Below are 22,245 nucleotides of genomic sequence, written 5' to 3'. Positions count from 1 at the left end.
TGACGCGTATACATTTTTAAGAGATAATATAGGTGCATCGTTTTTGAGTATATCGTTTTTGTCATATTGTGTTGGGACCGGCATCTTATGAGGCCGGTCTTGATCCTTTTTTGTAGAAGTTTATAAAATCTATTTATTTTTTCAGAACTATTGACTCTGCCCCTGGGGAATATTTTAAAATGATATTGACAGTCATATAAGGCCTTAGTCTGTCGCACTTGTTTTCAATATTTTATGAAAGGAATTGTGACTATGAAAGAGAAAAAACGCTTTAAAATGCCGCATGTTTTCGTGCTTTTATTTAGCATTATCATCATTTTGGCAATTTGCTCTTATATTGTTCCCGCAGGACAGTTTGAGCGTGTAACGGATCCTAAGACAGGAAGAATACTGGTTGATCCGGACAGCTTCCAGTATATTGAGAAAAGTCCAATCGGTTTCTTCCAGTTATTCCAGGCTGTGCCGACCGGCATGGAGGAAGTCGCGCAGATTATGATTTTCATTTTGATTGTAGGCGGCGCTTTTTCGCTGATTAATGCGACTGGCTCAATTGAGGCGGGTATCTATAAAGCTTCAAAGGTTGTCAGAGGAAAAGAACTTTTAATTATTCCTGTCTTTGTAGCTATCTTTGCTTTTTTAGGCGCTACAATTGGTATCGCGGAAGAAACGCTTGTATTTATCCCGATTGGAATTTGTATGGCAAGGGTGCTGGGCTTCGATACTGTGACAGGCGCTTCTATCGTTATTTTAGGCTCCGGATGCGGATTGACCGCGGCTTTTATGAATCCGTTCACATTAGGTGTGGCACAGTCCATTTCAGAGCTTCCGATTCTTTCGGGGATGTGGTATCGTATTGTGATCTGGGTGGTGGTAACGATTGTCACCTCTCTGTTCATCATGCGCTATGCCAAAAAAGTAAAGGCAGATCCGTCTAAGGGATTGATTGCTGACATTGAAGAACCTTTTTCAGGAGAATCAGAGGAAGGCATAGAATTAAACAAAAGGCACGTTCTGATTTTGGCAATCTTTTTGCTGAGTCTGGTATTCTTGGTATACGCGATTTCTCAGTTTGGATGGTACATTATGGAAATTGCCACATATTTTCTGATTCTTGCGTTAGTATGTGGTTTTATCGGCGGTATGGGACCGAGTAAAATTGCAGAAACCTTGATCGACGGCGCTAAGGAAGTTGTTTTTGGTGCAATTATCGTGGGTCTTGCAAGGGGCATTCTGGTTGTCATGCAGCAGGGTATGATTTTGGACACCATTATTCACTCTCTCGGTGGGTTGATTGAAGGCGTGCCGCCAGCGCTGGCAGGGGTTCTCATGTTTTTCGTACAGTTGGTTGTGAACTTTTTCATTCCGTCAGGATCAGGACAGGCAGCCGCAACCATGCCGATCATGGTACCTCTTGCGGATATGATTGGACTTAGCAGACAGACGGCAGTTCTTGCATATCAGTTTGGAGACGGTTTTACCAATCAGATTATCCCGACCTGCTCTTGGCTTATGGTAAATCTTGCAGTTGCGAAGATTCCATACGAACGGTGGGTGAAGTTTGTTACGCCGATCATGCTGATTTGGATTGGGTGTGCAGTCGTATTTCTGGTCATTGCGGCTCTGATGAATTTTGGACCATTTTAAAAGTATCATATGAGGAGGACGGATATGAGAAGAGCATTTATTCATGCAAATGTGATTGACGTACTACATAAAAGAATATTAGAAAACTATTCTGTGATTGTGGAAGACGGAAAAATAGCGGAGGTCTCAGAAAATCCTGATCTGTCGGCAGTTACAGATGTAATCGACCTTGATGGAAAATATCTTTCGCCTGGTCTTTTCAACTGTCATGTACATGTTGGGATGGAGCCTGTAGCAAATCCCGCGGACTTTGCACATGAATCAATTGTGACCTATACCCTGACAGGCGTGAAGCATTTAGAAGACTTCATCAATACAGGGGTAACCTTTGTTAGGGACGTAGGCACGAAGCATAAAGTGGCGATTGAACTGATGCACGCTGTAGAGGATGGCAAAATTAAAAAAGCGCCGGATATGCAGGCTGCAGGGGATGGTATTTGCATGACAGGCGGAACGGGATGGACCTTTATCAGTGTTGAAGCCGATGGTGTTGACGGGCTCAGAAAGGCGGCGCGGCAGCAGCTGAAAAACGGGGCGAATGTTCTGAAGCTGATGGCAACTGGCGGCGTTTTGACAAAAGGTACAGAGCCGGGAGCAGTACAGCTCAGTGTTGAGGAAATGAAAGCGGCCGTGGATGAGTTTCATAAGGTAGGTTATTCTACTTGCTGCCATGCAGAGAGCGCGCAGGGTGTGAAGAATGCGATTTTGGCGGGGAGTGACTGTATTGAGCATGGTGATGAACTGGATGATGAGGCTATCGAAATGATGCTGGAACGGAATATTCCTCTGGATGGAACTGTTTCAACGATTTTCTTTTTCCTGGAAAACAAGGATAAGCTGGAAGAAGAATTTGTTATCAAATCAGAGGAAAGTAAGAGAAAGGTTCGGAAGTCTTTTAAAAAGGCTTATCAGGCAGGTATCCTGTGCGGTCTGGGAACAGATTGCGGATGTTCGTTCTGTAACCATACAGATACGGCGTATGAGATGGTTGTTCTAGTAGAAGAATGTGAGATTACGCCGTTCGACGCTATGATAATAGGCACCATCAATTCCGCAAAAATATGCGGTGTTGAGGATACGCTGGGTTCCGTAACAGTTGGCAAAAAAGCGCACTTCGCTGTCTTTGAAGAAGATCCAACAAAGGATATACGCGCCTCATTGAATTGCGTTATGACCGTAAAGAATGGAGAGATTCTTTACAAGAAGGCTCAATAGTGAGGAGAGAGCAAATGAGATATTGTTTCTTTGATGTCTTCGGCGATCGATGTAAGATTGCGATGACCGGAAACTGGTTTGAAGGTGTGCATAAAATAAATTAAACAAAATGCTTCAGCAGAAAAAGAAACAGAGAAGAATGTTATTTTTACATAGCGTTCTTCTCTGTTTTGTCTGTTTTGCGTGTCAGATTTATTCAACGGGAACGTATACGTGATAAAAGTCCCTTGGATTCTCGTGCTCTGAAATCGTCCCGATGTATTGAAGAAAGCTGACCCCCTTTTGATTTAAATGATGATCCTGCATAAATTGTTTAATTTCATCCCAGAAGTGATAATCTACAGAAGGTTCAGCGGATGTGACTGCGTGGATATAACGGCAGGATTCCAGTACGGTTACATCGTAGGCGCTCACATCGATGGACATGTGTAAATTTTCTACATCTTCATACATTAGAATAAAGGAAACCTGCTGTCTGTTTTCCGCAGGCAGCATGCCCTTTGCGCTTTCCATTTCTGCGGAAGGAAAGGAAAAGGTTAGTTTTGGAAAAAGGTAAGGGTTAATTCTATGAAACCGTTCTGCAGCCTCCTCGACGGAGGGTTCGATGGAAGAAGCTAGGAAGGTAATAGGCGGTGTAATCTCCAGCGTTTTCTTTGAGGAGAGAATTTCCTGCAGCTCTCGCTGATGAACCTCTGCTTTTGCAATTTTAATACGAATTTGCAAAAGCTGCATATGCAGATCTTCCAATTTGGTATCTAGAAACTTTACGGCGTCTTTCAGATCATCGCCATGGAGGATAGTTCTGATCTCCTTTAATGAAAAACCCATTTTGCGAAGCCGAATGATATAATCCAGAGTAAACACGTCATCCCTGTGAAAAAAGCGGTAGCCACTGTCAGATTTACTAGAAGGCCTTAAAAGATCCATTTCGGAGTATAGCCTGATGGCCTTTGGCGTGATTTTGAACAACTTACATAAATAGCCTATTTTATACTCTTTGAATTTAATGATCATTTCAGGCCTCCTAAGTGTTATAAGGTTTCTGTTTCTATTCGTACCGTTACAATTTTACTTACCGTTTGGTATGGAGTATATCGATTTTTTATTGAATACTTAATCTGATAATCTCCTTCGTCAGTGAAGGTCCAAGCTGCAGCATCTTCAGCAGGGACTGTTTTAAATGCTGTGTCCTGCGGGCCTTTAATGAATATCCGGATTTGTGACGAGATGTCCTTTCCGTTGTGCGAGGCTTTAACACCGGTAACCAGATCTGCCTGTGCGCCTGGCTTCATCAACAAAGGAGTTCCGCCGGAGTTTATGATTGCGTCGGCGAATTCCGGCGGCAAAGACAGCTTCGGATCTCTGTTGACAGCCCCTTTCTTTGAAGTAATTGTAATGATTTTTGTGGAGGAGCGGTACGGCTTATATTTATTTTTAACAAAATACTTTATCGAGTATTTTCCTGTTTTTTTGAATTTATATTTTTTTGCGCTGCTATATTTATATATCTTATATTTTTCTGCGCCAGGCTCTTTGATATAAACCTTTATAAAATTTGTACGGTTTGCTGTGGCTTGCTTTGCTGTTACATTGCCTACGGCATTCGTATCACCCCAGGTTACGGTACGGCTTTTTGCTCCCGAAATAACCGGAGCTTTGTTGTCGACCACCTTGATTTTAATCGTCTGCGAAGCCTTTCCACTATAAGGATCGTTGACAGTATAGGTTATTTTATATGTCCCCAGTTTCTTGGTGGAAAACCGCGCGGACACATAACGTTTTTTAGCGGAAGACCATTTGCGTACTTTGGAAACCTTGATCCTGTCCTTTAGGCTCATGGAAGTGTTGGGGTCCTTTGCGTTCACATAGTTCTTCAATTTGTAGGCGGAGCCATATTGGACTTCTGTCTTTTTTTTCGAGGATATGGTAATGATCGGTTTCTTTAACCTATAGTATGGATTTGCCGGATCAGGGTCGGTGGGATCCCAATATTGATACCGGCTTTGAGAAACGGTAATTCCCTCCGGTTTACCCAGCGGTCCGGCATAGCTGCTGCGATAGATCGTTACTTTAGTACCTGCTTTACAGTTTTCATAAATCCATTTTGCGTCCATGACAGAGAGCCGGATACAGCCGTGAGAAGCTGCAGAGCCCAGAAGGTTAAATTGACTTGTTGGCTGAGATGATTTATCGTAGCCTTCTGTGTAGTAAACGGAATGGAATAAAATATCGTCAGTGATATGCGTGCAATATTGACCGTATACATCATTCATCAGCAGTCCCCAGTTCCATCGGCCCTGCGTGTAAAATGTGCCTTTCGGAGTTGCGCCGCCTATCCCGGTAGAACATAGCATGGCGCGCCATGGTTTCCATTTTCCGTCTATTTTTTTATAGGCAGTGACCACGTTGCGCTGTTCATTTACCTTTAGCCAGTAGGTTCCGGCATAAGAGCCGGCGCTGACTGTGGAAGTTGTTGTGAAAACCATAGTGAAGATCAGCGAAAGAATCAACGCTATGGATATAAGCTTGTTCCTTTTCATTGTGTGTATCCCCTTTTATGCTTTAATAATCATAATCGCTATTTGTATATTATACCACTATAGAATGGTCATATACAACTGAAAAAAGGGGAAATAATTGCGGATCAAGGATGCATATTTATTAAAAAAAGGTAGGGTAATTTTTCATCAGGAGGTCAATGAAAAGTTTTTTTAATAGTAAAGGAAAACAGGGGTTGGGAAAATGAGAATTTTCAAGGGCTTCATAATTTTTTTGTACCGATAAAAAATGTTTTTAATAAATATACATGATAAAGTATTAACGTAATGAAGTGATAGCGGAGTAAAAAATATACATTTTATGGTAGAGAATTTTCTGAAATTAAACCCGGATTAGTTATAAAATTGAGTTTTTTGCAAAAAAACTATAGCCAGAATTGATGAAAAAATGTATAATAATAGCTACCGATAAATAAAGGAATTTGTTTTATATTCATGCAATAAAATGAATAAAAATAAGAAAGATTGGAGAGATTGTAATGGCAGTTATCATTAATGGACACGACCTTACTGTAGAAGAGGTCATCCGCGTTTGCCGCGGTAATGAAAAAGTCGAAATCGCACCGGAAGCAAAGGAAGCTGTAAATAAAGCGAGAGCTTACATAGAGAAGAAATTGGAGGAAGGCGCGATTATTTACGGACTGACTACCGGTTTTGGAAAATTTTCTAATGTGTTTATTTCGAAGGAGGAGACCGCGGACCTGCAGAGAAACCTGATTATCAGTCATACGTGTACTCTTGGCGAACCGTATCCAAGACAATATGTTAGAGCTGCTATGCTGCTTCGCTGTAATGCTTTGTCCAGAGGTAATTCTGGTATTAGATTATCTACCATTCAGACTATGCTTGACATGCTTAACGCAGGGATTCATCCTATTATTCCGAGAAAAGGATCGTTGGGAGCATCAGGTGATCTGGCGCCGCTTTCCCATATTGCGCTGGGATTGATCGGTTTGGGTAAGGTAGAATATAAGGGAGAAATTGTAGACGCTAAGGATGCTATGGCAGCAGAGGGCATTGTACCGGTAGAGCTTGCTGCAAAAGAAGGACTTGCGCTGAACAACGGAACGCAAATGATGACAGCAGTAGGAGTCAATGTTCTGTGGGATGCAATGAAACTGTTGAAGGTTGCTGATATTGCCACAGCTATGACGGCAGAGGCTCTTCATGGTATTACAAAGGCTTACGACCACAAGGTGCAGGATTTGAGAGGGCATCAGGGACAGAAGGATGTAGCTGAAAATCTGCTTGCATTGCTTGCAGGCAGCAAGAATGCCTTTGACGTGCAGCCGACGAAGGTGCAGGATCCATATTCTCTGCGTTGTATTCCGCAGATTCACGGTGCGTCAAGAGATGCGATTGCTTACGTGTATGATGCTGTTTCCCGGGAAATTAATGCGGTAACAGATAATCCGATTGTGTTCCCGGATGAGGATGAGGTAATTTCAGGAGGAAATTTCCATGGACAGCCGATGGCCCTTGCTTTTGATTTCATGAAGATGGCAATTTCAGAACTGGCTGATGTTTCCGAAAGACGTTCAGAGAGACTGATTAACCCTGCCTTGTCTGAAGGCCTTCCAGGCTTCCTTACAAAACACGGCGGCGTTTGCTCCGGTTTCATGATTGCTCAGTACGCGGCAGCTTCTATGGTTTCAGAAAATAAGGTTTACGATCATCCGGCCTGTGTGGATTCTATTCCATCCTCCGGTAATCAGGAGGACCATGTATCCATGGGTACGACTTCTGCAAGAACAGCAGCAATGGTATTGGATAATGCGCAGAAGGTTATCGGTATTGAGTTGGCTGCCGCCGCCCAGGGTATTTGGCTGAGACAGGAAATCGGTGAAAGTGATATCAGCAATCTGGCGCCAGCCACAAAGGCAGCCTACGACTATATCAGAACCGTTTCCGACCCGATAGATGAAGATGTTATCATGCATGACGAGCTGGTGAAATTCGATGAGATGATCAAAGACGGCCGGCTGCTGGACGCGGTAGAGAAGGTTGTCAGCCTGAAATAGGACGGCCGTTCTAAATTAAGAAAAAAAGAAGAAGAAGCTTATTCTCAAAAGTAAAATCCCGATGATGCTTTGGAAAATAAAGCACTTTCGGGAAGTAGTGTGATAAAATAACAGAAGCGTTATAAGAGGAGGAAATACCATGTTAGATAATAAAGCCATTGCAGGCGCGATGACCATCAAGCTGGGAAATGAATATCCGGATTATCCGGCGTTTGTAGAAGATATCAGACGTGCGCCGGACAGAGGATTCAGACTGACAAAAGAACAGACGAAGATTGCGCTGAAAAACGCCCTTCGCTATGTGCCGGAGGAGCTGCATGAAAAGCTGGCGCCGGAGTTTATGGAGGAGCTGACCACCCGCGGCAGAATCTATGCGTATAGATACCGGCCGGAAGGACGGCTTTACGGCAAACCAATCAATGAATACAAGGGCAAATGCCTTGCAGGTAAGGCATTTCAGGTGATGATTGAAAACAATCTGGATTTTGAGGTAGCGCTCTATCCATATGAACTGGTTACATACGGAGAGACCGGTCAGGTTTGCCAGAACTGGCTGCAGTACCGGCTCATTAAAAAATATCTGGAGGAGTTGACTGACGAGCAGACACTGGTGGTAGAATCCGGGCATCCCCTTGGACTGTTCCCATCCAAACCGACTGCGCCTCGGGTCATCATCACAAACTCCATGATGATCGGCATGTACGACAATCTGGAGGATTGGGAAATCGCGGAAGAAATGGGCGTGGCTAATTATGGACAGATGACCGCAGGCGGCTGGATGTACATCGGACCGCAGGGCATTGTTCACGGCACCTTTAATACCATTCTCAACGCGGGCAGAAAATATCTGGGCGTAGCAGAGCAGGGAGATTTAGAGGGACATACTTTCGTATCTTCCGGTCTCGGCGGCATGAGCGGCGCGCAGCCGAAAGCCGCTAATATCGCGGGTGCCGTAGGCATTTTTGCAGAGGTGGACTATTCCAGAATTGTTACGCGTCATGACCAGGGATGGGTTGACGTCATTATGGATGATATCGATGAAATTTTCAAGTTGGCGGGCGAGAAAGTGGCGGCGAAGGAAAGCATTTCTATCGCATACCACGGCAACATTGTAGATCTCTTGGAAGCAGCAGTGGAAAAGGACTTCCACATTGATCTGCTGTCAGACCAGACCAGCTGTCACAACGTATATAACGGCGGATACTGTCCGGTAGGCATGACCTTTGATGAAAGAACGGCGCTGCTTCATGAGGACAGAGATAAATTCTGCGAAGAAGTCGACAAGACACTTCATAGACATTATCAGGCAATCAAAGGCTTGACTGCTAAGGGTACATATTTCTTTGACTACGGCAATTCCTTCATGAAAGCCATGTACGACGCAGGCATCAAAGAAATTTCCAAGAATGGCTACGACGATAAGGATGGCTTTATCTGGCCATCTTATGTAGAGGATATCATGGGGCCGGTACTCTTTGATTATGGCTATGGACCGTTCAGATGGGTCTGCCTGTCAGGAAAGCCGGAAGACTTAGACGCGACAGATCAGGCGGCAATGGATTGCATCAATCCGGAAAGAAGGGCACAGGACAGAGACAACTGGGTATGGATTCGCGACGCCAAGAAGAATAAGCTGGTTGTAGGAACCCAGGCGAGAATTCTTTACCAGGATGCAGAGGGCAGAAGAGATATCGCGCTGGCATTCAACAAGCTGGTGCGCGAAGGAAAATGCGGCCCGATCATGATGGGACGCGACCACCACGATGTATCCGGTACGGACTCTCCGTTCAGAGAAACCTCTAATATCAAAGATGGGTCCAACGTCATGGCAGATATGGCAGTACAGTGCTTTGCCGGAAACGCGGCGAGAGGCATGTCTCTCTGCGCGCTTCATAACGGCGGCGGCGTTGGTATCGGAAAAGCCATCAACGGCGGCTTCGGACTGCTTCTCGACGGTTCCGAAAGAGTAGATGAAATTATCAAATCCGCTATGATGTGGGACGTCATGGGCGGCGTTGCTAGACGAAACTGGGCAAGAAATGAAAACGCGCTGACTACCTCTGTAGAGTACAACAAGAACTATGCCGGAAAGGGACATATCACCATTCCGTTCCTGGCTGACGACGCACTGGTTGCAGAAATGGTAGATCGATTTGTGAAATAATATCGGGATAATCATGATAACAGAGGCGGCATTGGACGGATTCATGCAGTCCATCCAGTGCAGTGCTTTCGTATACTGACAAAACTGATAAAATCAAATAAGATTGTCAGTTCTGTCAGTAAAATCTATGAATATGGAAGTGTTTGGACCGAAAATGCTGACAAAATATTGATAAATTTATAATTTTGTCTGTAAACACAAGGAAAGACGAGGAAAATCACCAAATGACAACATTACTTGTGAAAAATATCGGACTGCTGCAGACACCGGTCGGCAGCTTCAGTCACGGCGGCGCGGCACAGGGTGAAAATCTGAAACTGCAGGATGCGGCAATTCTCATCGAGGACGGCGTCATTAAAGAGATTACCAGCGGCGGCGAAATCCCGGCAGGCGGCGAAAATGCAGATACCATCATCGATGCAGAAGGGCATCTGGTGACACCGGGACTGGTTGAGGGGCATACCCATATGGTCTTTGGAGGCTATCGGCAGCACGAAATTCCGATGAAGCTGAAAGGCGCAGGATATCTGGATATTTTGCGTGCAGGCGGCGGGATTCTTGATACAGTGAGAAAAACCAGAGCAGCGTCCTTTCAGGAGCTTTACGATAAGACCGAAGGCTTTCTGGATGAGATGATGGGTCTGGGCGTCACGACCTGTGAAGCAAAGAGTGGGTATGGACTGGATTTCGATACAGAAGTTAAGATGCTGGAAGTCTTAAAAAAATTAAACGAAGATCATCCCATGGATGTGGTGTCCACCTTTATGGGCGCTCATGCGATTCCAGAGGAGTATAAAGATATCGAGGGCGGCGCCGATGCGTTTATCGATCTGCTTTGCCGCGATCTGCTTCCCTATGTAAAAGAGCATCAGCTAGCGGACTTCGCAGACGTGTTTACTGAGGACTCCGTGTTCAACTATGCGCAGAGCAAAAAATATTTAGAAAAGGCGAAGGAGCTTGGCTTCGGACTAAAGGTTCATGCTGATGAAATTGAGGCAATCGGCGGCAGTGAACTGTCGGGAGAAATGGGTGCGGTCAGCTGTGAGCATCTCATTGCCATCAATGAAAAGGGGCTTGCCTCTATGGCAAGCAACGGCGTGACCGCCATGTGTCTGCCGGCAACCTCATTCTATCTGGGGGCGGACTTTGCGCCTGCTCGCAGAATGATTGAACTGGGCATACCGGTAGCTGTGGCATCGGATTTTAATCCAGGTTCCTGCCCGTCACTGAATTTGCAGTTTGTCATGAATTTGGCATGCATCAAGTATCGCATGCTGCCGGAAGAGGTTTTGACTGCAGTGACCATCAATCCGGCGTGCGCTATCGGTAAAGGCAGCCTGGTGGGAACGCTGGAAGTAGGTAAACAAGGCGACCTGGTGATCTGGGATGCGCCGGACATGGATATGCTCTGCTACAGGTTCGGCTCCAATTTGGCTCTGCAGGTAATTAAGAAAGGAATGTTAGTATAATGAAATTGATTGATATGCAGGTAAAAGAATATCTGGACGTTTTGAAGTCGGACGCACCGGCGCCCGGCGGCGGTTCAGTCAGCGCGCTGGCAGGCGCGCAGGGCGTGGCTTTGTTCATGATGGTGGCGGATCTGACTTTGGGAAAAGAAAAGTATGTAGATTATCAGGAGGTTTGCAGAGAAGCAAAGGAAAAAGGCGCGGCGTTGTATGAAGAACTGGTCGCATCCGTGGATAAGGACACAGAAGCCTTTAATCTGATTGCCGCAGCCTTTAAAATGCCGAAAGAAACAGATGAGGAAAAGGCTGCGAGGAAGAAAGCGATCGCGGACGGTACGCTGGTGGCAACAGAAGTTCCTTTCCGCACCATGCAGCTTGGATATGAAGGACTGATGCTGGCAAAGACCATGATTGGCAAATCCAATCTAAGCGCGGCTAGCGATTTGGGCGTAGCGGTGCTGAATTTGACCGGTTGCATTAAGGGCGCGTGGCTCAATGTAAAAATCAATTTGCCGGGCGTAAAGGACGAGGCAAAGGCAGCGTATTACGCAGAAGAAGGACAGAAGATGTTTGACGCAGCAGATCAAATTGCCAGCAGCTTATACAATGAAGTTGCTTCGGCGCTCTAAGTTTATATGATAAAGGAGAAAGAAAACCATGGCACAGATTATTGAAAGCATTCCAAATATCAGCGAGGGAAGAAGAACCGACGTCATAGAGGCATGTGTGGACCAGATCAGAACCACACCGGGATGCACCCTTTTGAACTATAGCTCTGACGAGAGCCACAACAGAACCGTAATCACCTATATCGGCGACGCGAAAGGCGTGGAAGAAGCCAGTGTGAAGCTTGTGAAGAAAGCGGCGGAACTCATCGACCTGACAAAGCACGAGGGAGAGCATCCGAGAATGGGCGCGGTAGACGTGATGCCGTTTTTGGCAATTAAAGACTGCACCACAGAGGATTGCGTAGAACTGTCAAAGGTAGTTGGCGCGAGAATTGCAGACGAAGCGGGCGTGCCGGTATTCCTTTATGAGTACTCGGCGACCAGACCGGAAAGACAGAACCTGGTGAAGATTAGAAAAGGTCAGTTTGAGGGCATGGCTGAAAAAGTCCAGGAACCGGACTGGGAACCGGACTTTGGCGGCAGAAAGATTCATCCGACTGCAGGCGTGATGGCGGTAGGTGCAAGACCGCCCCTTGTCGCTTATAATCTGAATCTGAGTACGGACGATGTGCAGGTTGCCAAGAACATTGCCAAAATCATCAGAGAAAAGGACGGCGGCCTGAAATGTGTCAAAGCCATGGGCTTCGACATTGAAGACGAGGCAACAGGTAAGAAGTATGCGCAGGTTTCTATCAATATGACCAACTATGAGCAAACGCCGCTGTACCGTGTGACAGAACTTGTGAGGGCAGAAGCCGCTAGATACGGCGTGGTGGTAACGGGAACAGAAATCATTGGACTTTGCCCGATGAAAGCGCTGGTGGATTCCGCGGAATACTATCTGCAGATAAAAGATTTTGATTTCCACACACAAGTACTTGAAAATCACATCCTGTAGTGATATAAATATAGATAGACTTTCAAAGCGTGAGGAGAGGCAGATGACAGACAATAATTTTTCCAATTCTTTTTCTCTTACTGATGAAATCGCGGATATCGTCAGAGAACGGATTTTGAAGGGGGAATATAAGATTGGGGAAAAAATTAAGGAAAATCAGATCGCGGCGGAGCTTCGCGTAAGCCGTACGCCGATTCGCGAGGCGTTTAAACAGCTGGAGAATGAGGGACTTATCGACTACATTCCCAACCGCGGCTGTTTTGCCAAAGGGTTTACCAGACAGGACATTGAGGATCTTTATGCGGTGCGCAAGGCGCTGGAGGTGCTGGCGGTGGAATGGGCAGTCAGCAGAATTACGCCGGAGCAGATACAGCAGCTGCAGGAACAGATTGATCTGATGGAGTTTTACACGACCAAACAGGACGGCAAGAAGGTGCTGGAAATTAACTCTGATTTTCATAGTGTCATTTACAATGCGGCAGGCAGCCGCTTTATGGCGCAGGTACTCCGTTCCTATAAGGAGTACATAGAGCAGACAAGAAAAGCGCTGGGCTGCGATCAGACCTCGCTGAAAGAGATTTTATCTGAGCACCGTACTATTTTGGACACCATCAGGGCGCGAGATGTGGAAGCCGCAAAGACTGCCATGTCCAATCATTTGGATGGCTCTAAACGCCGGGCGGAGTTTATTTATAATGTGAAATAGGAAACAAGAAATAAAGGCGGGAACGTGCAGAAACGTTCCCGTCTTTTGATAGTAATTATCATGTATGATGACAGCTTAGAATAATTGCTGCGGCAGTAAGTGACTTCTGCATTGGTAGATGCGAAGTGCGAGGGAAAGTTGTTCGAGATCTGTAAAGTTTTTGTAATCAAGACCTGTTAAATCTTTAATTTTGTTTAAACGATAACGAATTGTATTTTTATGTTGGGAGAGTTTCTTCGCTGTGGCTGTAAGGTCACAATTTGTTTCTATATAAATTTGCAGTGTGTTCAGCAGATGGCTGTTATTTTCAATATCATAGTCCTCGGTGGTTTTTAAAATATCTTTTGCGTATCGATTCATTTCGCTGCTTTGTACAAATGGAAATATAATCCTATAAGAGCCTAAGCAGCTATACTTCGTATAGGATGAAATTTCGGAGGGCATAGAGGCAGCATAAACGCTTTCCTGTAAAGAAATTTTGAATTCCGCCATTGTTAGATGATATTGGCTGACTCCGCATCCGGAATATGGGTCTTCACAGAGAAGGATTTGCAGAATGTGCGTAATAAAAGAATCGGAGAATTTTTTGTTGATATTATCTTCCGAATGAATATAAAGCAAGCTGTTTTCCAGCAGGATGAGGGCGTTGCTTGGAACGTTTAAATCGCTGCAGCAAAAACGATCATAATAAGCTTCCGGACACAAATTTGATTGCAGTGTATCTAGTTTTATGTATATTGTGAAGAATTGCTCCTGGCAGGATGGATTAATCTTCTTCAGATTGGTGATGATTTCTTCAGAAGAAAGGGGCAAAGAAAAAATTTGGGATAACATTTTTCTAAAATAAAGCATATCAGATCGAAGGCGGCAGCATCGATTTACTTCGCAGATAATGTTTTCTATATATATTTCCTGCGTATCAATGAGAAAAATAGGAAAATTTTTTGCGTCAGCATAACGCAGAATGGTTTCGTGAATTGGAAGCTTGAAAACATTTTTGATAACGAGACAACTGACGTCTTTTGCAATCAGATGTTTGATGGCGTCAGAAACCATAAAGGGATTATCTTTTGCACATGAAAAAGTCGTAACCACCAGCTGATTTTCATGAAAATTAGTGTGCAGATATTTGTCTCTTAATACAGCGTCTAATTCATAGTCTAGGATTCCCGGGTCAGAGATAATTCTGCTCATGCCGCCATGACCGGCAATAATTTTTAGTCCATAATGGAAGGTTTCATAAAAATCTGAAACAGTGTAATTCAATATATTTACCTTCTTTCTTTTTAGCATATATCCATTATAAACAAGGGAGACATATTGGGTAATTGAACTTTTTCAAAATTTCATAATGAAATTTTGGTGAGATTTAAAAATGTATTGAAAAACAAATGGAAAAATCTCTGTTTGTTTGCCTGGACAAAAATAAGCCGTTGAATAAGTCGAATAGAAAACCTTATGATAAAGTTATCACGTGAAAGGAGAGAAAAAATGTCGAAAAGAATTAAAAAACTCTATATGGCATCAACTATTTTAATCGTTGTTCTGCTTCTGTTTATGATTGTACCCGGATTAATGCAGATATGGAATAAACCGGATTTAACCAGTTTCGGGTGGCCGGTGTCAGAGGTCGCGATTATTGTGGATAGTGTGCTGATGTGTGTTGTACTGGCAGGTACAAACATAATTGAAAACTATATCACAAAAAAAGAGCGGGAAATGAGAGAAAGGGGTGAAAAGATTGAGTATTAACACACCGGTTGTAATTGGAATTCTCGTTGCATTTGTTGCAGTAAACTTAATTGCTGCAAAGCTTTATCACAAGCCGCAGGAAACAATGGAAACGTATGCGGTAGGCAATAGACAAATGCCATGGTTCTTTGTATGTTTTACATATATGGCAGGATGGTATGTAGGTTCGACCTATACTGGCTGGGTAGGAAATTCCGTTGATATCGGCTTGTTTCCACAATATGAAATGGTGTATTCCATTGGAAGCTTACTATTCATGTATTTGTTTGCAAGACCGGTATGGTCATGGGGAAAGCACTACAATTTGGAAACGCCGTCAGATTTTATGGGCGTGAGATACAATAGCCCGGCATTTCAAAAGTTTTATTCTGTATTTATGCTGATTGTTGATGGCGCTTGGCTGATTATTGAAATAATCACTTTGGCTTATATTATTAATGTTTCTACAAACGGTGCAGTTTCAATGACTGCAGGCGTGTGGATCAGTGGAATCGTAGTAGGATTATATACTACAATCGGCGGTGTAAATGCTACCGCAATCACATCTGTGATTCAGGGATTTTCATTTGTAGTAGTAGGGTCAATCTTATTTATTTACATTGCCTATAAAGCATATGGAGGATTTGTACCGTTATATGAGATGATTTCTCTGCACAAGCCTGAACTGCTTTATTTGCCGAAAGAAAGCGGACTTCAGCAGATGTGGATTGTCAGTGTCATTACAGGAACGTTAGGATCTTATTGCTGGCCAACAACGTTCCAGCGGCTTTACCTGAGTTCTTCGCCGAGAGAAACAAAAAAGACGTTGTATATTGCGCCGATTTGCGCTGTTATCGTCGTATTTTTGATTTTAGTACCTGCAATGGGCGTCAGTCTTATGGATGATGCGCCGGCAGATTCACAGATTGCGGAATTCTTTATTGCCAACAAATATTCTGGAGCGGTAGGACTCGGGCTGGTCGGCTGTTTTGCGGGCGCAGCAGCGATGGGAAGCATTTCTGCTACAGCCAATTGTATTTCCGTACCGTTTGCGAAAGATATATTGACAATGATCTGGAAAAAGACTCCAGTTGTAAAACTGGCGAAATGGACGACGGCAGCAGTATTTCTTTTCTCGATGATCATTGCATCGGTAGATATTCCGCAGTTAAATTTCTTTGCGCTGATTTTGTATGATTTCGTATGCATGTGCATCATACCGCTTGTTGGAGGAGTATTTTGGAAACGAGGAAATTCCATCGGCGCGTGGGTTAGCATGGGGATTGGATGTATCTGTGCGCTGCTGCAGAATTTAACGGATATATTTGCTTCAACCAGCATGGGAGGTACTTTAATTGGTATGATTTTGAGTGCCATCGCCTATATTGCCTGTGGGTTCATTTTTGGAAAACAGTCTCACATTGATGAGATGTTTGATGTGTTGAAAAAATATGACAATGATGGAAATTACTATCCGGACAAAGACATGGAGATTGTAAAATGATTGAAAAAGGAATAGAAATTGTAGATTTAACGCAGCCGATAGAAACAGGGATGCAGGTTTATCCTGGCGCAGAGAACGTAAAAATAGAAAACTGCGTTGATTACAAGGACGACCAATGGCATGTAGATATGCTGCACATTTCAACCCATGCGGGAACACATATTGATGCGCCATATCATCACATTGAGAAGGGAAAAAAAATTGATGACTTTCCTTTAGAAAAGTTTACTGGTATTGGCATAGTTTGTGATTTGACTGGAAAAAAACCGATGCAGCAGTTAGAGTCAGAGGACTTTTCAGCATATGATGAACTGTTAGATGACGTTGAGATTGTTGTTGTCAAAACAGGTTGGGAAAAATACTATGGGACAAAGGAATATGAAAACCATCCGTATTTGTCAGAGGATGCTGCAAGATATCTGACGAAGAAGGGTATCGGTATAGTTGCTGTAGATGCATTTAGCTTAGATTCTACTTCCCTTGACACAGATCATGCCCATAGCATTTTATTGAAAAATGAAACCTTATTGGTCGAAAACATAAGAAATTTGGATTCACTGACAGCGGGGAGAAAATATGTTTTTTCTTTCCTGCCGCTGACGGTAAAGGGATCTGACGGATCACCGATACGCGCAGTATGTTATGCAAAGAAGTAAAATTCAAAAATGAACAAAGGAATCATTACGTTAACCGGAAAATGTTGATGCAATGGTTCCTTTGTTTTTTGTGTGATTACATGAGATCGTCAGAGATTAGTAAAAGGGTCAATTTTTATGCATGAAAATGTGTATACATAATACATTGAAACTATCTTGCGGATATGTTATAATAACATTATCTGCCCTAACAGGGAATAGGAATAGGAGACTTTATTATGGAAAAGAAAAACGGTAGAAATGTGGCCGGTTTTATTGTTCCATCGGTCATCGGTATCATTTTATTTATGATTCCGGTGAAATACGATGGAAACTGGACGGTCACAGTAAAGATTATCGCAGATCTGATCGGTGGAGCGCTCGGCTCTGTTCTTCCGATTCTCTGCGTTGCCATCGTCACGGTTTCAGCAATCGGTTCTTTGATCGGACTGGCGAAGCCGAAGTTTATGACAGAACGCGCAATTTTAGCAGATACTTTTTGTACAAGCCCGGTGTGGGCGCTGGTCAGAGTGGTTGGCGCAGTATTCATCTGGATGACTTATCTGGGCATGGGAACAGAAGGCGGTAAGGATATCGTCAGCATGATTACTGACGGCGGTGCAGGCGGATTCGTATTAGGCGATCTTTTGACTGTACTGGTTATCATTTTCTTAATCGCAGCCCTTCTGCTTCCGCTGCTTTTGGACTTTGGACTTTTAGAATATGTCGGCGCTCTGCTGACAAAAGTAATGCGTCCTCTGTTTAAGATTCCGGGTCGTGCAGCTGTAGACTGTATTACCTCCTGGATCGGAGACGGAACACTAGGCGTTATGCTGACCTGCAATCAGTATGAGGGCGGCTATTACTCAGCGAGAGAAGCATCCGTTATTGCAACTACATTTTCAGCTGTATCCATTACGTTCAGTATCGTAGTATTGGAACAGGTTGGCCTGATGCAGTATTTTGGCGTTTACTATCTGATGATCTGTCTGGTCGGCGTAGCCTGCGCAATTATTGTACCGAGAATCCCGCCTCTTTCCATGAAGAAAGACGTATATGTGGTAGAAGGAAAAGCGATGCCGGATACACTTCCTGCACCGTATAAGACTTCCCACGAGTATGGTATGGATTTAGCGATGCAGAAGGTAGGAGAATTTAGAGGAATTGGTCAGTTCTTCGAAAACGGTATGAAGAACGCTGTAGGTATGTGGTTTGGTGTCCTGCCGACAGTTATGGCGATCGGTACGCTGGCGCTGGTGCTTGCAAACAATACACCTATTTTTGAAATCTGCGGAAAGCCGTTCCTGCCGCTGCTGGAACTGCTGCAGGTGCCGGAAGCTGCCGAAGCATCCAAGACGATGATCGTCGGATTCACAGATATGTTTACACCGTCCATCATTGCGGCAAAAGGCATCGCAAGTGAAATGACCAGATTCATCGTAGCGTCTGTATCTGTAACACAGCTGATATACTTATCTGAGGTCGGCGGACTGATTCTCGGCTCCAAGCTGCCGGTGAATATTGTTGAGCTGTTTATTCTCTTCCTGGAGAGAACCATCATCAGCTTGATCATTATTTGCCCGCTGGCGCATCTCATTTTTTAGGATTTAGACAACCCCTGTTAAAAGGCAAAAGAAAATCCCGGTGATGATTCATCGGGATTTTCTGTATACCCACTCGAGGCGGTCGCCCTCTTGCAGAATGATTTCTCCTGCAGGATGATCTGATAATTCTCCATTGACCTTGAACTGCCATATACGCGTGGAATAAATGTCTCCATTGTTTAAGTCGTTAATGCCTACAATCGTTCCAACTGTGGTTTCTACATTAACGGGCATTTCGTTGACGTTGCAGAAAAGTTGGATTGCTTCCAATACAGAAGAATCCTCCTCAATTTTGAACGGAATATCTGTTATATCATCAAGATTAGATTTTTTTGGATAATCAATGCTGATGGTAATATTGATTGGGTTAACAATTTCTGTTTGCTCCGGCTGCTCTCCGCATCCTGTTACAAGAAACACAGATATTAGCATCGCTGTGCATAAAGTAAAACAAATGAACTTCCTCTTTCTCATAGGGTCTCCTTTTTGGCAATATGATATCCGAATCACAGGTTATTCCTATTGTATCACAAAACTTCTGCAATTATAAGCGCATTGTTGTAAGAAGGTCGTACATTTCTTCTTCTAACTCAGCTTCCGCGTCATAAGTAATCATACTGTCCATTATGGTCATGCTGGCATGCATACCGGAGAATTTTTGCAATCCGGCGTCAAATGGATTTTCTTCAAATACAGTGAAGTCCGCTATCTTTCCCTGCTCGATAGAGCCAAAGTCGCGTTCTTTGCCCAGAATTGCGGCTGCGCCTGCAGTCAGCTGGTCGATAGCCTCCTCTACGGAATTTACGTGGCCGAAAACGGATTTGTTCAGATAATCCGTTGGCCAGGTTACAATGAAGGACGCGTCATCAGGAGTGGATACCCCTTCTGCGGCAAGAACCAGAGCATTTCCTTTATAGCCCTTATTGCGGACTCGTTCAAAGGTATGGAAGGCTCTGTCTACAGACGCGGCGTCTAATGCGTCCAGATGGATATCAAATCCCTTTTCACAGGCAGCCAGGCATAACTCGTCTAACGTTTCCTGCGAAAAGTAGGATAGATTTTCATCATCGCAGGTTTCTAATTTCAATACATCGAATGTCATCAAACCGTCCATTTCCGTACATTTTGTCCGACCCGTGGAAAGGCGGTGCAGGATTAACCGCAATGGCAGGGAGCGGTTAAGATATAAGCTGCCAAAGTATCGCTGACGGATTGGCTCGCTGTCTCCAATCATTGCAAGCAGGCTGTCCTGATATAGGAGAGAAAAATACTCCGGCGAACAGAGATCCAAAACAGAGGTGATGCCTTTATCAGCGAGGACTTTGGTGTACTGCCGAATTCGTTCTTCGATTTCTTCATAGTCGAAAGGAGAGAGAATGTTCATTAGAAGATCTACGGCAGAGATGAATTGCAAATCTTCTTCCTCATCAACTGTTTCTACTACTATTGTCGAAGCCAGCGTGTTCATCCAGCAGTGATAGCCGCCGGTGCTCAACAGAAGCACTGGTCTGTCTGTCTCAATCTCATCCAAAATTTTCATGACCTCTGCAGGCGTATCGTAATCTGTAAGAAGGTTTTCATTGTATCCGTAGCCAAATATAATATCCTTTTCACAGGATTGCGCATATTCCGCAGTGTATTCTAATACTGTGTCCAGATCCCAGATAGGGTCGATTTCCAGATATAACCCTTTGAGAACCTGCAGCGATGGAGTGTCGTGAACGTCAATAAACCCAGGAAACATGTATTTCCCTTCCAGGTCAATAATTTCCGTGTCGCTGCCGGTAATTTCGTTCATCCCGTCAAAGTCTCCCACAGCCAGTACCCGGCCGTCTCTGCATGCCACCGATTCTGCCCAGGGGAATTCCGGATCCTGCGTGTAAATATGTCCATTACGGTAAATAATATCCGCGTTTCGTGGTTTTTTAAAAATTCCAAAAGCCATGGCAAACCTCCATCTATGTATATATTTCATTTTACCATAAATTCTTTTTGTGGTAAACTTGATTCATGAAGATTGATACATTTGAAAAAACAATTTCTGTAGCTGATTATATTGACGGCTACGTAAATGTGGAAGAATTTTTGGCCTGCTGCAAGGAATGCGGCAACTACGATCAAAAATGGTCTTGCCCGTCTTTCACATTTGATCCAGTAGAGGATTATTGGAAGAAGTATGAAAACCTATATGTTATCGGCAAAAAAATGTGTCTGGCAGAGGAGGAAAAACATGACTGGCAGACTTTGATGGCACAGGTTAAGGCAGAATTGACAGAAACCCTTTACGCGAAAGAGGCAGAGAATCCCGGCAGTGTATCCCTGTCTGCCGGCAGCTGCAATATCTGTGGAGAGAGTAATTGCAGCAAAAAAGATGGACAGCCGTGCCGCTTTCCGGATAAGATGCGTTATTCTATCGAGGCACTCGGCGGAAACGTAGGCCTGACGGCAAGCAAACTGTTGGGAATTGAATTGCAATGGATTGCCCAAGGAGAAGTGCCGGACTATTTTGTTTTAGTAGGAGGGCTTTTGTATTAGAGAGCAAAGGGCGTCCGGCCAGGGAGTTCGCGATGCCGGAACTTTACGGCATGAGGAACGCTGTGCGTTGCGTTTACACAGGGATTTCACCGATGCTGTCGAGAATCAAACGAGGCCGGTAAGGAAACTTATCCACATCATCTCGACTGGTAACGCCCGACAGGACCAGGATTGGATCTAAGCCGCTTTCTACTCCACCTACCACATCCGTGTCCATGCGGTCGCCGATCATAGCGGCTTCTTCAGAATGAACGCCGAGCAGCCGTAGACCGGTACGCATCATGAGGGGATTAGGCTTACCCACGAAGTAGGCCTGTTTTCCTGTTGCCATTTCGATTGGAGAGATCAGCGCCCGGCAGGCAGGAATAATGCCGCGGCTGGACGGACCTGTCATATCGAAATTTGTACCGATCAATTTCGAACCGTCCCGGACTAGATTGACGGCTTTGCATATAGCCTCATAGTTGTAGCTTTGACTTTCACCTACAATTACATAATCCGGAGCTTTATCTGTAATAGCAACGCCGCTTTGATAAAGCGCTCCCACCAGACCAGGTTCTCCAATTACATAAGCGCTGCAGTGATTGGTCTGACTGCTGACAAATTTAGCGGTGGCTAAAGCGCTGGTATAAAAGTGGCTTTCATCCACATCAAGTCCCATGGTTTGCAGCTTTAACCGCAATTCAAGCGGAGTCTGCCCACTGTTGTTAGTCAAAAACAGAAATTCCTTATTTTCCCGATAGAGCCAGTCGACAAACTCTTTTACACCTGGCAGCAGATGTCCGCCCCAGTAAATAACACCGTCCATATCGCAGATAAATCCTTTTTTTGCTCGTAACGCTTCCATTTGAATTATCCTCCCTGTGTGCGTTTTTCTAAGCATATTATACGGGAGG

The 22,245-nt window shown here is 44.3% G+C and carries 19 protein-coding genes; 13 read left to right on the top strand and 6 right to left on the bottom strand.

Annotated elements, in window-relative coordinates; all coding sequences use genetic code 11:
• The first annotated feature begins 252 nt into the window (after nt 1–252).
• Together ACPW7J_RS00250 and ACPW7J_RS00245 are read left to right on the top strand one after the other, a co-directional pair.
• The gene (locus ACPW7J_RS00250; protein ID WP_425755785.1) at nt 253–1,644 is read left to right on the top strand and encodes a YfcC family protein; all 1,392 of its coding nucleotides are present in this window, start codon (nt 253–255) and stop codon (nt 1,642–1,644) included.
• Nucleotides 1,645–1,668: 24 nt separating this feature from the next.
• Entirely contained in the window at nt 1,669–2,859 is a 1,191-nt protein-coding gene (locus tag ACPW7J_RS00245; RefSeq protein ID WP_425755783.1) for an amidohydrolase family protein, read from the top strand.
• Between the two features lie 192 nt (nt 2,860–3,051).
• Here the strand turns inward: ACPW7J_RS00245 and ACPW7J_RS00240 are convergent, their stop codons facing one another.
• Nucleotides 3,052–3,873 (bottom strand): MerR family transcriptional regulator, encoded by an 822-nt coding sequence (locus ACPW7J_RS00240; RefSeq protein ID WP_424960372.1) that lies wholly within the window; start codon nt 3,871–3,873, stop codon nt 3,052–3,054.
• Between the two features lie 17 nt (nt 3,874–3,890).
• Nucleotides 3,891–5,399, bottom strand: coding sequence for a L,D-transpeptidase (locus ACPW7J_RS00235; RefSeq protein ID WP_161874068.1), 1,509 nt, complete (start codon nt 5,397–5,399; stop codon nt 3,891–3,893).
• Between the two features lie 497 nt (nt 5,400–5,896).
• Between ACPW7J_RS00235 and hutH the strand changes: the two genes are divergently transcribed.
• The 6 genes from hutH to ACPW7J_RS00205 all read left to right on the top strand — a co-directional run bounded on the left by hutH (nt 5,897) and on the right by ACPW7J_RS00205 (nt 13,340).
• A complete protein-coding gene (gene hutH, locus ACPW7J_RS00230) occupies nt 5,897–7,438 on the top strand; it encodes a histidine ammonia-lyase (RefSeq protein WP_425755780.1) in 1,542 nt (513 codons plus the stop codon).
• A gap of 139 nt (nt 7,439–7,577) precedes the next feature.
• On the top strand, nt 7,578–9,602 hold the full coding sequence (locus ACPW7J_RS00225) for a urocanate hydratase (protein ID WP_425755778.1): 2,025 nt from the start codon (nt 7,578–7,580) through the stop codon (nt 9,600–9,602).
• Between the two features lie 224 nt (nt 9,603–9,826).
• Entirely contained in the window at nt 9,827–11,071 is a 1,245-nt protein-coding gene (gene hutI / locus ACPW7J_RS00220) for an imidazolonepropionase (RefSeq protein WP_425755777.1), read from the top strand.
• Entirely contained in the window at nt 11,071–11,697 is a 627-nt protein-coding gene (locus tag ACPW7J_RS00215) for a cyclodeaminase/cyclohydrolase family protein (protein ID WP_425755775.1), read from the top strand. The genes hutI and ACPW7J_RS00215 overlap by 1 nt, the downstream gene beginning before the upstream one ends.
• A gap of 28 nt (nt 11,698–11,725) precedes the next feature.
• Nucleotides 11,726–12,634 (top strand): glutamate formimidoyltransferase, encoded by a 909-nt coding sequence (gene ftcD, locus ACPW7J_RS00210; protein WP_425755774.1) that lies wholly within the window; start codon nt 11,726–11,728, stop codon nt 12,632–12,634.
• Between the two features lie 43 nt (nt 12,635–12,677).
• A complete protein-coding gene (locus tag ACPW7J_RS00205) occupies nt 12,678–13,340 on the top strand; it encodes a GntR family transcriptional regulator (protein WP_161874074.1) in 663 nt (220 codons plus the stop codon).
• Nucleotides 13,341–13,415: 75 nt separating this feature from the next.
• Here ACPW7J_RS00205 and ACPW7J_RS00200 read toward each other — a convergent pair whose 3' ends face one another.
• The gene (locus ACPW7J_RS00200) at nt 13,416–14,606 is read right to left on the bottom strand and encodes a PucR family transcriptional regulator (protein ID WP_425755772.1); all 1,191 of its coding nucleotides are present in this window, start codon (nt 14,604–14,606) and stop codon (nt 13,416–13,418) included.
• A 225-nt stretch (nt 14,607–14,831) separates the two neighbouring features.
• Here ACPW7J_RS00200 and ACPW7J_RS00195 point away from each other — a divergent pair, with 225 nt between their 5' ends.
• The 4 genes from ACPW7J_RS00195 (at nt 14,832) to ACPW7J_RS00180 (ending at nt 18,814) form a co-directional block, all read left to right on the top strand.
• Nucleotides 14,832–15,092 carry a hypothetical protein gene (locus tag ACPW7J_RS00195; RefSeq protein WP_425755770.1) on the top strand — a complete coding sequence of 87 codons (261 nt, stop codon included), beginning with the start codon at nt 14,832–14,834 and terminating at the stop codon, nt 15,090–15,092.
• The gene (locus ACPW7J_RS00190) at nt 15,073–16,575 is read left to right on the top strand and encodes a sodium:solute symporter family protein (protein ID WP_425755768.1); all 1,503 of its coding nucleotides are present in this window, start codon (nt 15,073–15,075) and stop codon (nt 16,573–16,575) included. Before ACPW7J_RS00195 ends, ACPW7J_RS00190 begins: the two co-directional genes overlap by 20 nt.
• Nucleotides 16,572–17,231, top strand: coding sequence for a cyclase family protein (locus tag ACPW7J_RS00185; RefSeq protein ID WP_425755766.1), 660 nt, complete (start codon nt 16,572–16,574; stop codon nt 17,229–17,231). Before ACPW7J_RS00190 ends, ACPW7J_RS00185 begins: the two co-directional genes overlap by 4 nt.
• Nucleotides 17,232–17,449: 218 nt before the next feature.
• On the top strand, nt 17,450–18,814 hold the full coding sequence (locus ACPW7J_RS00180; RefSeq protein WP_425755764.1) for a YjiH family protein: 1,365 nt from the start codon (nt 17,450–17,452) through the stop codon (nt 18,812–18,814).
• Between the two features lie 48 nt (nt 18,815–18,862).
• Here the strand turns inward: ACPW7J_RS00180 and ACPW7J_RS00175 are convergent, their stop codons facing one another.
• Nucleotides 18,863–19,288, bottom strand: coding sequence for a DUF4430 domain-containing protein (locus ACPW7J_RS00175; RefSeq protein WP_425755762.1), 426 nt, complete (start codon nt 19,286–19,288; stop codon nt 18,863–18,865).
• Between the two features lie 70 nt (nt 19,289–19,358).
• A complete protein-coding gene (locus tag ACPW7J_RS00170; RefSeq protein ID WP_424960361.1) occupies nt 19,359–20,759 on the bottom strand; it encodes an amidohydrolase family protein in 1,401 nt (466 codons plus the stop codon).
• 65 nt (nt 20,760–20,824) lie between these two features.
• On the opposite strand from ACPW7J_RS00170, the gene ACPW7J_RS00165 reads away from it, so the two are divergent.
• Complete coding sequence (locus ACPW7J_RS00165) at nt 20,825–21,349, top strand: DUF2284 domain-containing protein (protein ID WP_424960360.1); 525 nt, start codon at nt 20,825–20,827, stop codon at nt 21,347–21,349.
• A 73-nt stretch (nt 21,350–21,422) separates the two neighbouring features.
• Here the strand turns inward: ACPW7J_RS00165 and ACPW7J_RS00160 are convergent, their stop codons facing one another.
• Nucleotides 21,423–22,196, bottom strand: a complete 774-nt coding sequence (locus ACPW7J_RS00160; protein ID WP_161874083.1) for an HAD-IIA family hydrolase — start codon at nt 22,194–22,196, stop codon at nt 21,423–21,425.
• Nucleotides 22,197–22,245 lie beyond the last annotated feature (49 nt).

Source organism: Ihubacter sp. rT4E-8 (assembly GCF_049852125.1).
GTDB lineage: Bacteria > Bacillota > Clostridia > Peptostreptococcales > Anaerovoracaceae > Senimuribacter.
This window is presented reverse-complemented; position numbering and strand designations above follow the sequence as displayed.

What these genes read in the sequence shown, in the direction of transcription:
- ACPW7J_RS00250 (WP_425755785.1), top strand. Translation starts at nt 253, where the DNA reads ATGAAAGAGAAAAAACGCTTTAAAATGCCGCATGTTTTCGTGCTTTTA.
- ACPW7J_RS00245 (WP_425755783.1), top strand. Translation starts at nt 1,669, where the DNA reads ATGAGAAGAGCATTTATTCATGCAAATGTGATTGACGTACTACATAAA.
- ACPW7J_RS00240 (WP_424960372.1), bottom strand. Translation starts at nt 3,873, where the DNA reads ATGATCATTAAATTCAAAGAGTATAAAATAGGCTATTTATGTAAGTTG.
- ACPW7J_RS00235 (WP_161874068.1), bottom strand. Translation starts at nt 5,399, where the DNA reads ATGAAAAGGAACAAGCTTATATCCATAGCGTTGATTCTTTCGCTGATC.
- hutH (WP_425755780.1), top strand. Translation starts at nt 5,897, where the DNA reads ATGGCAGTTATCATTAATGGACACGACCTTACTGTAGAAGAGGTCATC.
- ACPW7J_RS00225 (WP_425755778.1), top strand. Translation starts at nt 7,578, where the DNA reads ATGTTAGATAATAAAGCCATTGCAGGCGCGATGACCATCAAGCTGGGA.
- hutI (WP_425755777.1), top strand. Translation starts at nt 9,827, where the DNA reads ATGACAACATTACTTGTGAAAAATATCGGACTGCTGCAGACACCGGTC.
- ACPW7J_RS00215 (WP_425755775.1), top strand. Translation starts at nt 11,071, where the DNA reads ATGAAATTGATTGATATGCAGGTAAAAGAATATCTGGACGTTTTGAAG.
- ftcD (WP_425755774.1), top strand. Translation starts at nt 11,726, where the DNA reads ATGGCACAGATTATTGAAAGCATTCCAAATATCAGCGAGGGAAGAAGA.
- ACPW7J_RS00205 (WP_161874074.1), top strand. Translation starts at nt 12,678, where the DNA reads ATGACAGACAATAATTTTTCCAATTCTTTTTCTCTTACTGATGAAATC.
- ACPW7J_RS00195 (WP_425755770.1), top strand. Translation starts at nt 14,832, where the DNA reads ATGTCGAAAAGAATTAAAAAACTCTATATGGCATCAACTATTTTAATC.
- ACPW7J_RS00185 (WP_425755766.1), top strand. Translation starts at nt 16,572, where the DNA reads ATGATTGAAAAAGGAATAGAAATTGTAGATTTAACGCAGCCGATAGAA.
- ACPW7J_RS00180 (WP_425755764.1), top strand. Translation starts at nt 17,450, where the DNA reads ATGGAAAAGAAAAACGGTAGAAATGTGGCCGGTTTTATTGTTCCATCG.
- ACPW7J_RS00175 (WP_425755762.1), bottom strand. Translation starts at nt 19,288, where the DNA reads ATGAGAAAGAGGAAGTTCATTTGTTTTACTTTATGCACAGCGATGCTA.
- ACPW7J_RS00170 (WP_424960361.1), bottom strand. Translation starts at nt 20,759, where the DNA reads ATGGCTTTTGGAATTTTTAAAAAACCACGAAACGCGGATATTATTTAC.
- ACPW7J_RS00165 (WP_424960360.1), top strand. Translation starts at nt 20,825, where the DNA reads ATGAAGATTGATACATTTGAAAAAACAATTTCTGTAGCTGATTATATT.
- ACPW7J_RS00160 (WP_161874083.1), bottom strand. Translation starts at nt 22,196, where the DNA reads ATGGAAGCGTTACGAGCAAAAAAAGGATTTATCTGCGATATGGACGGT.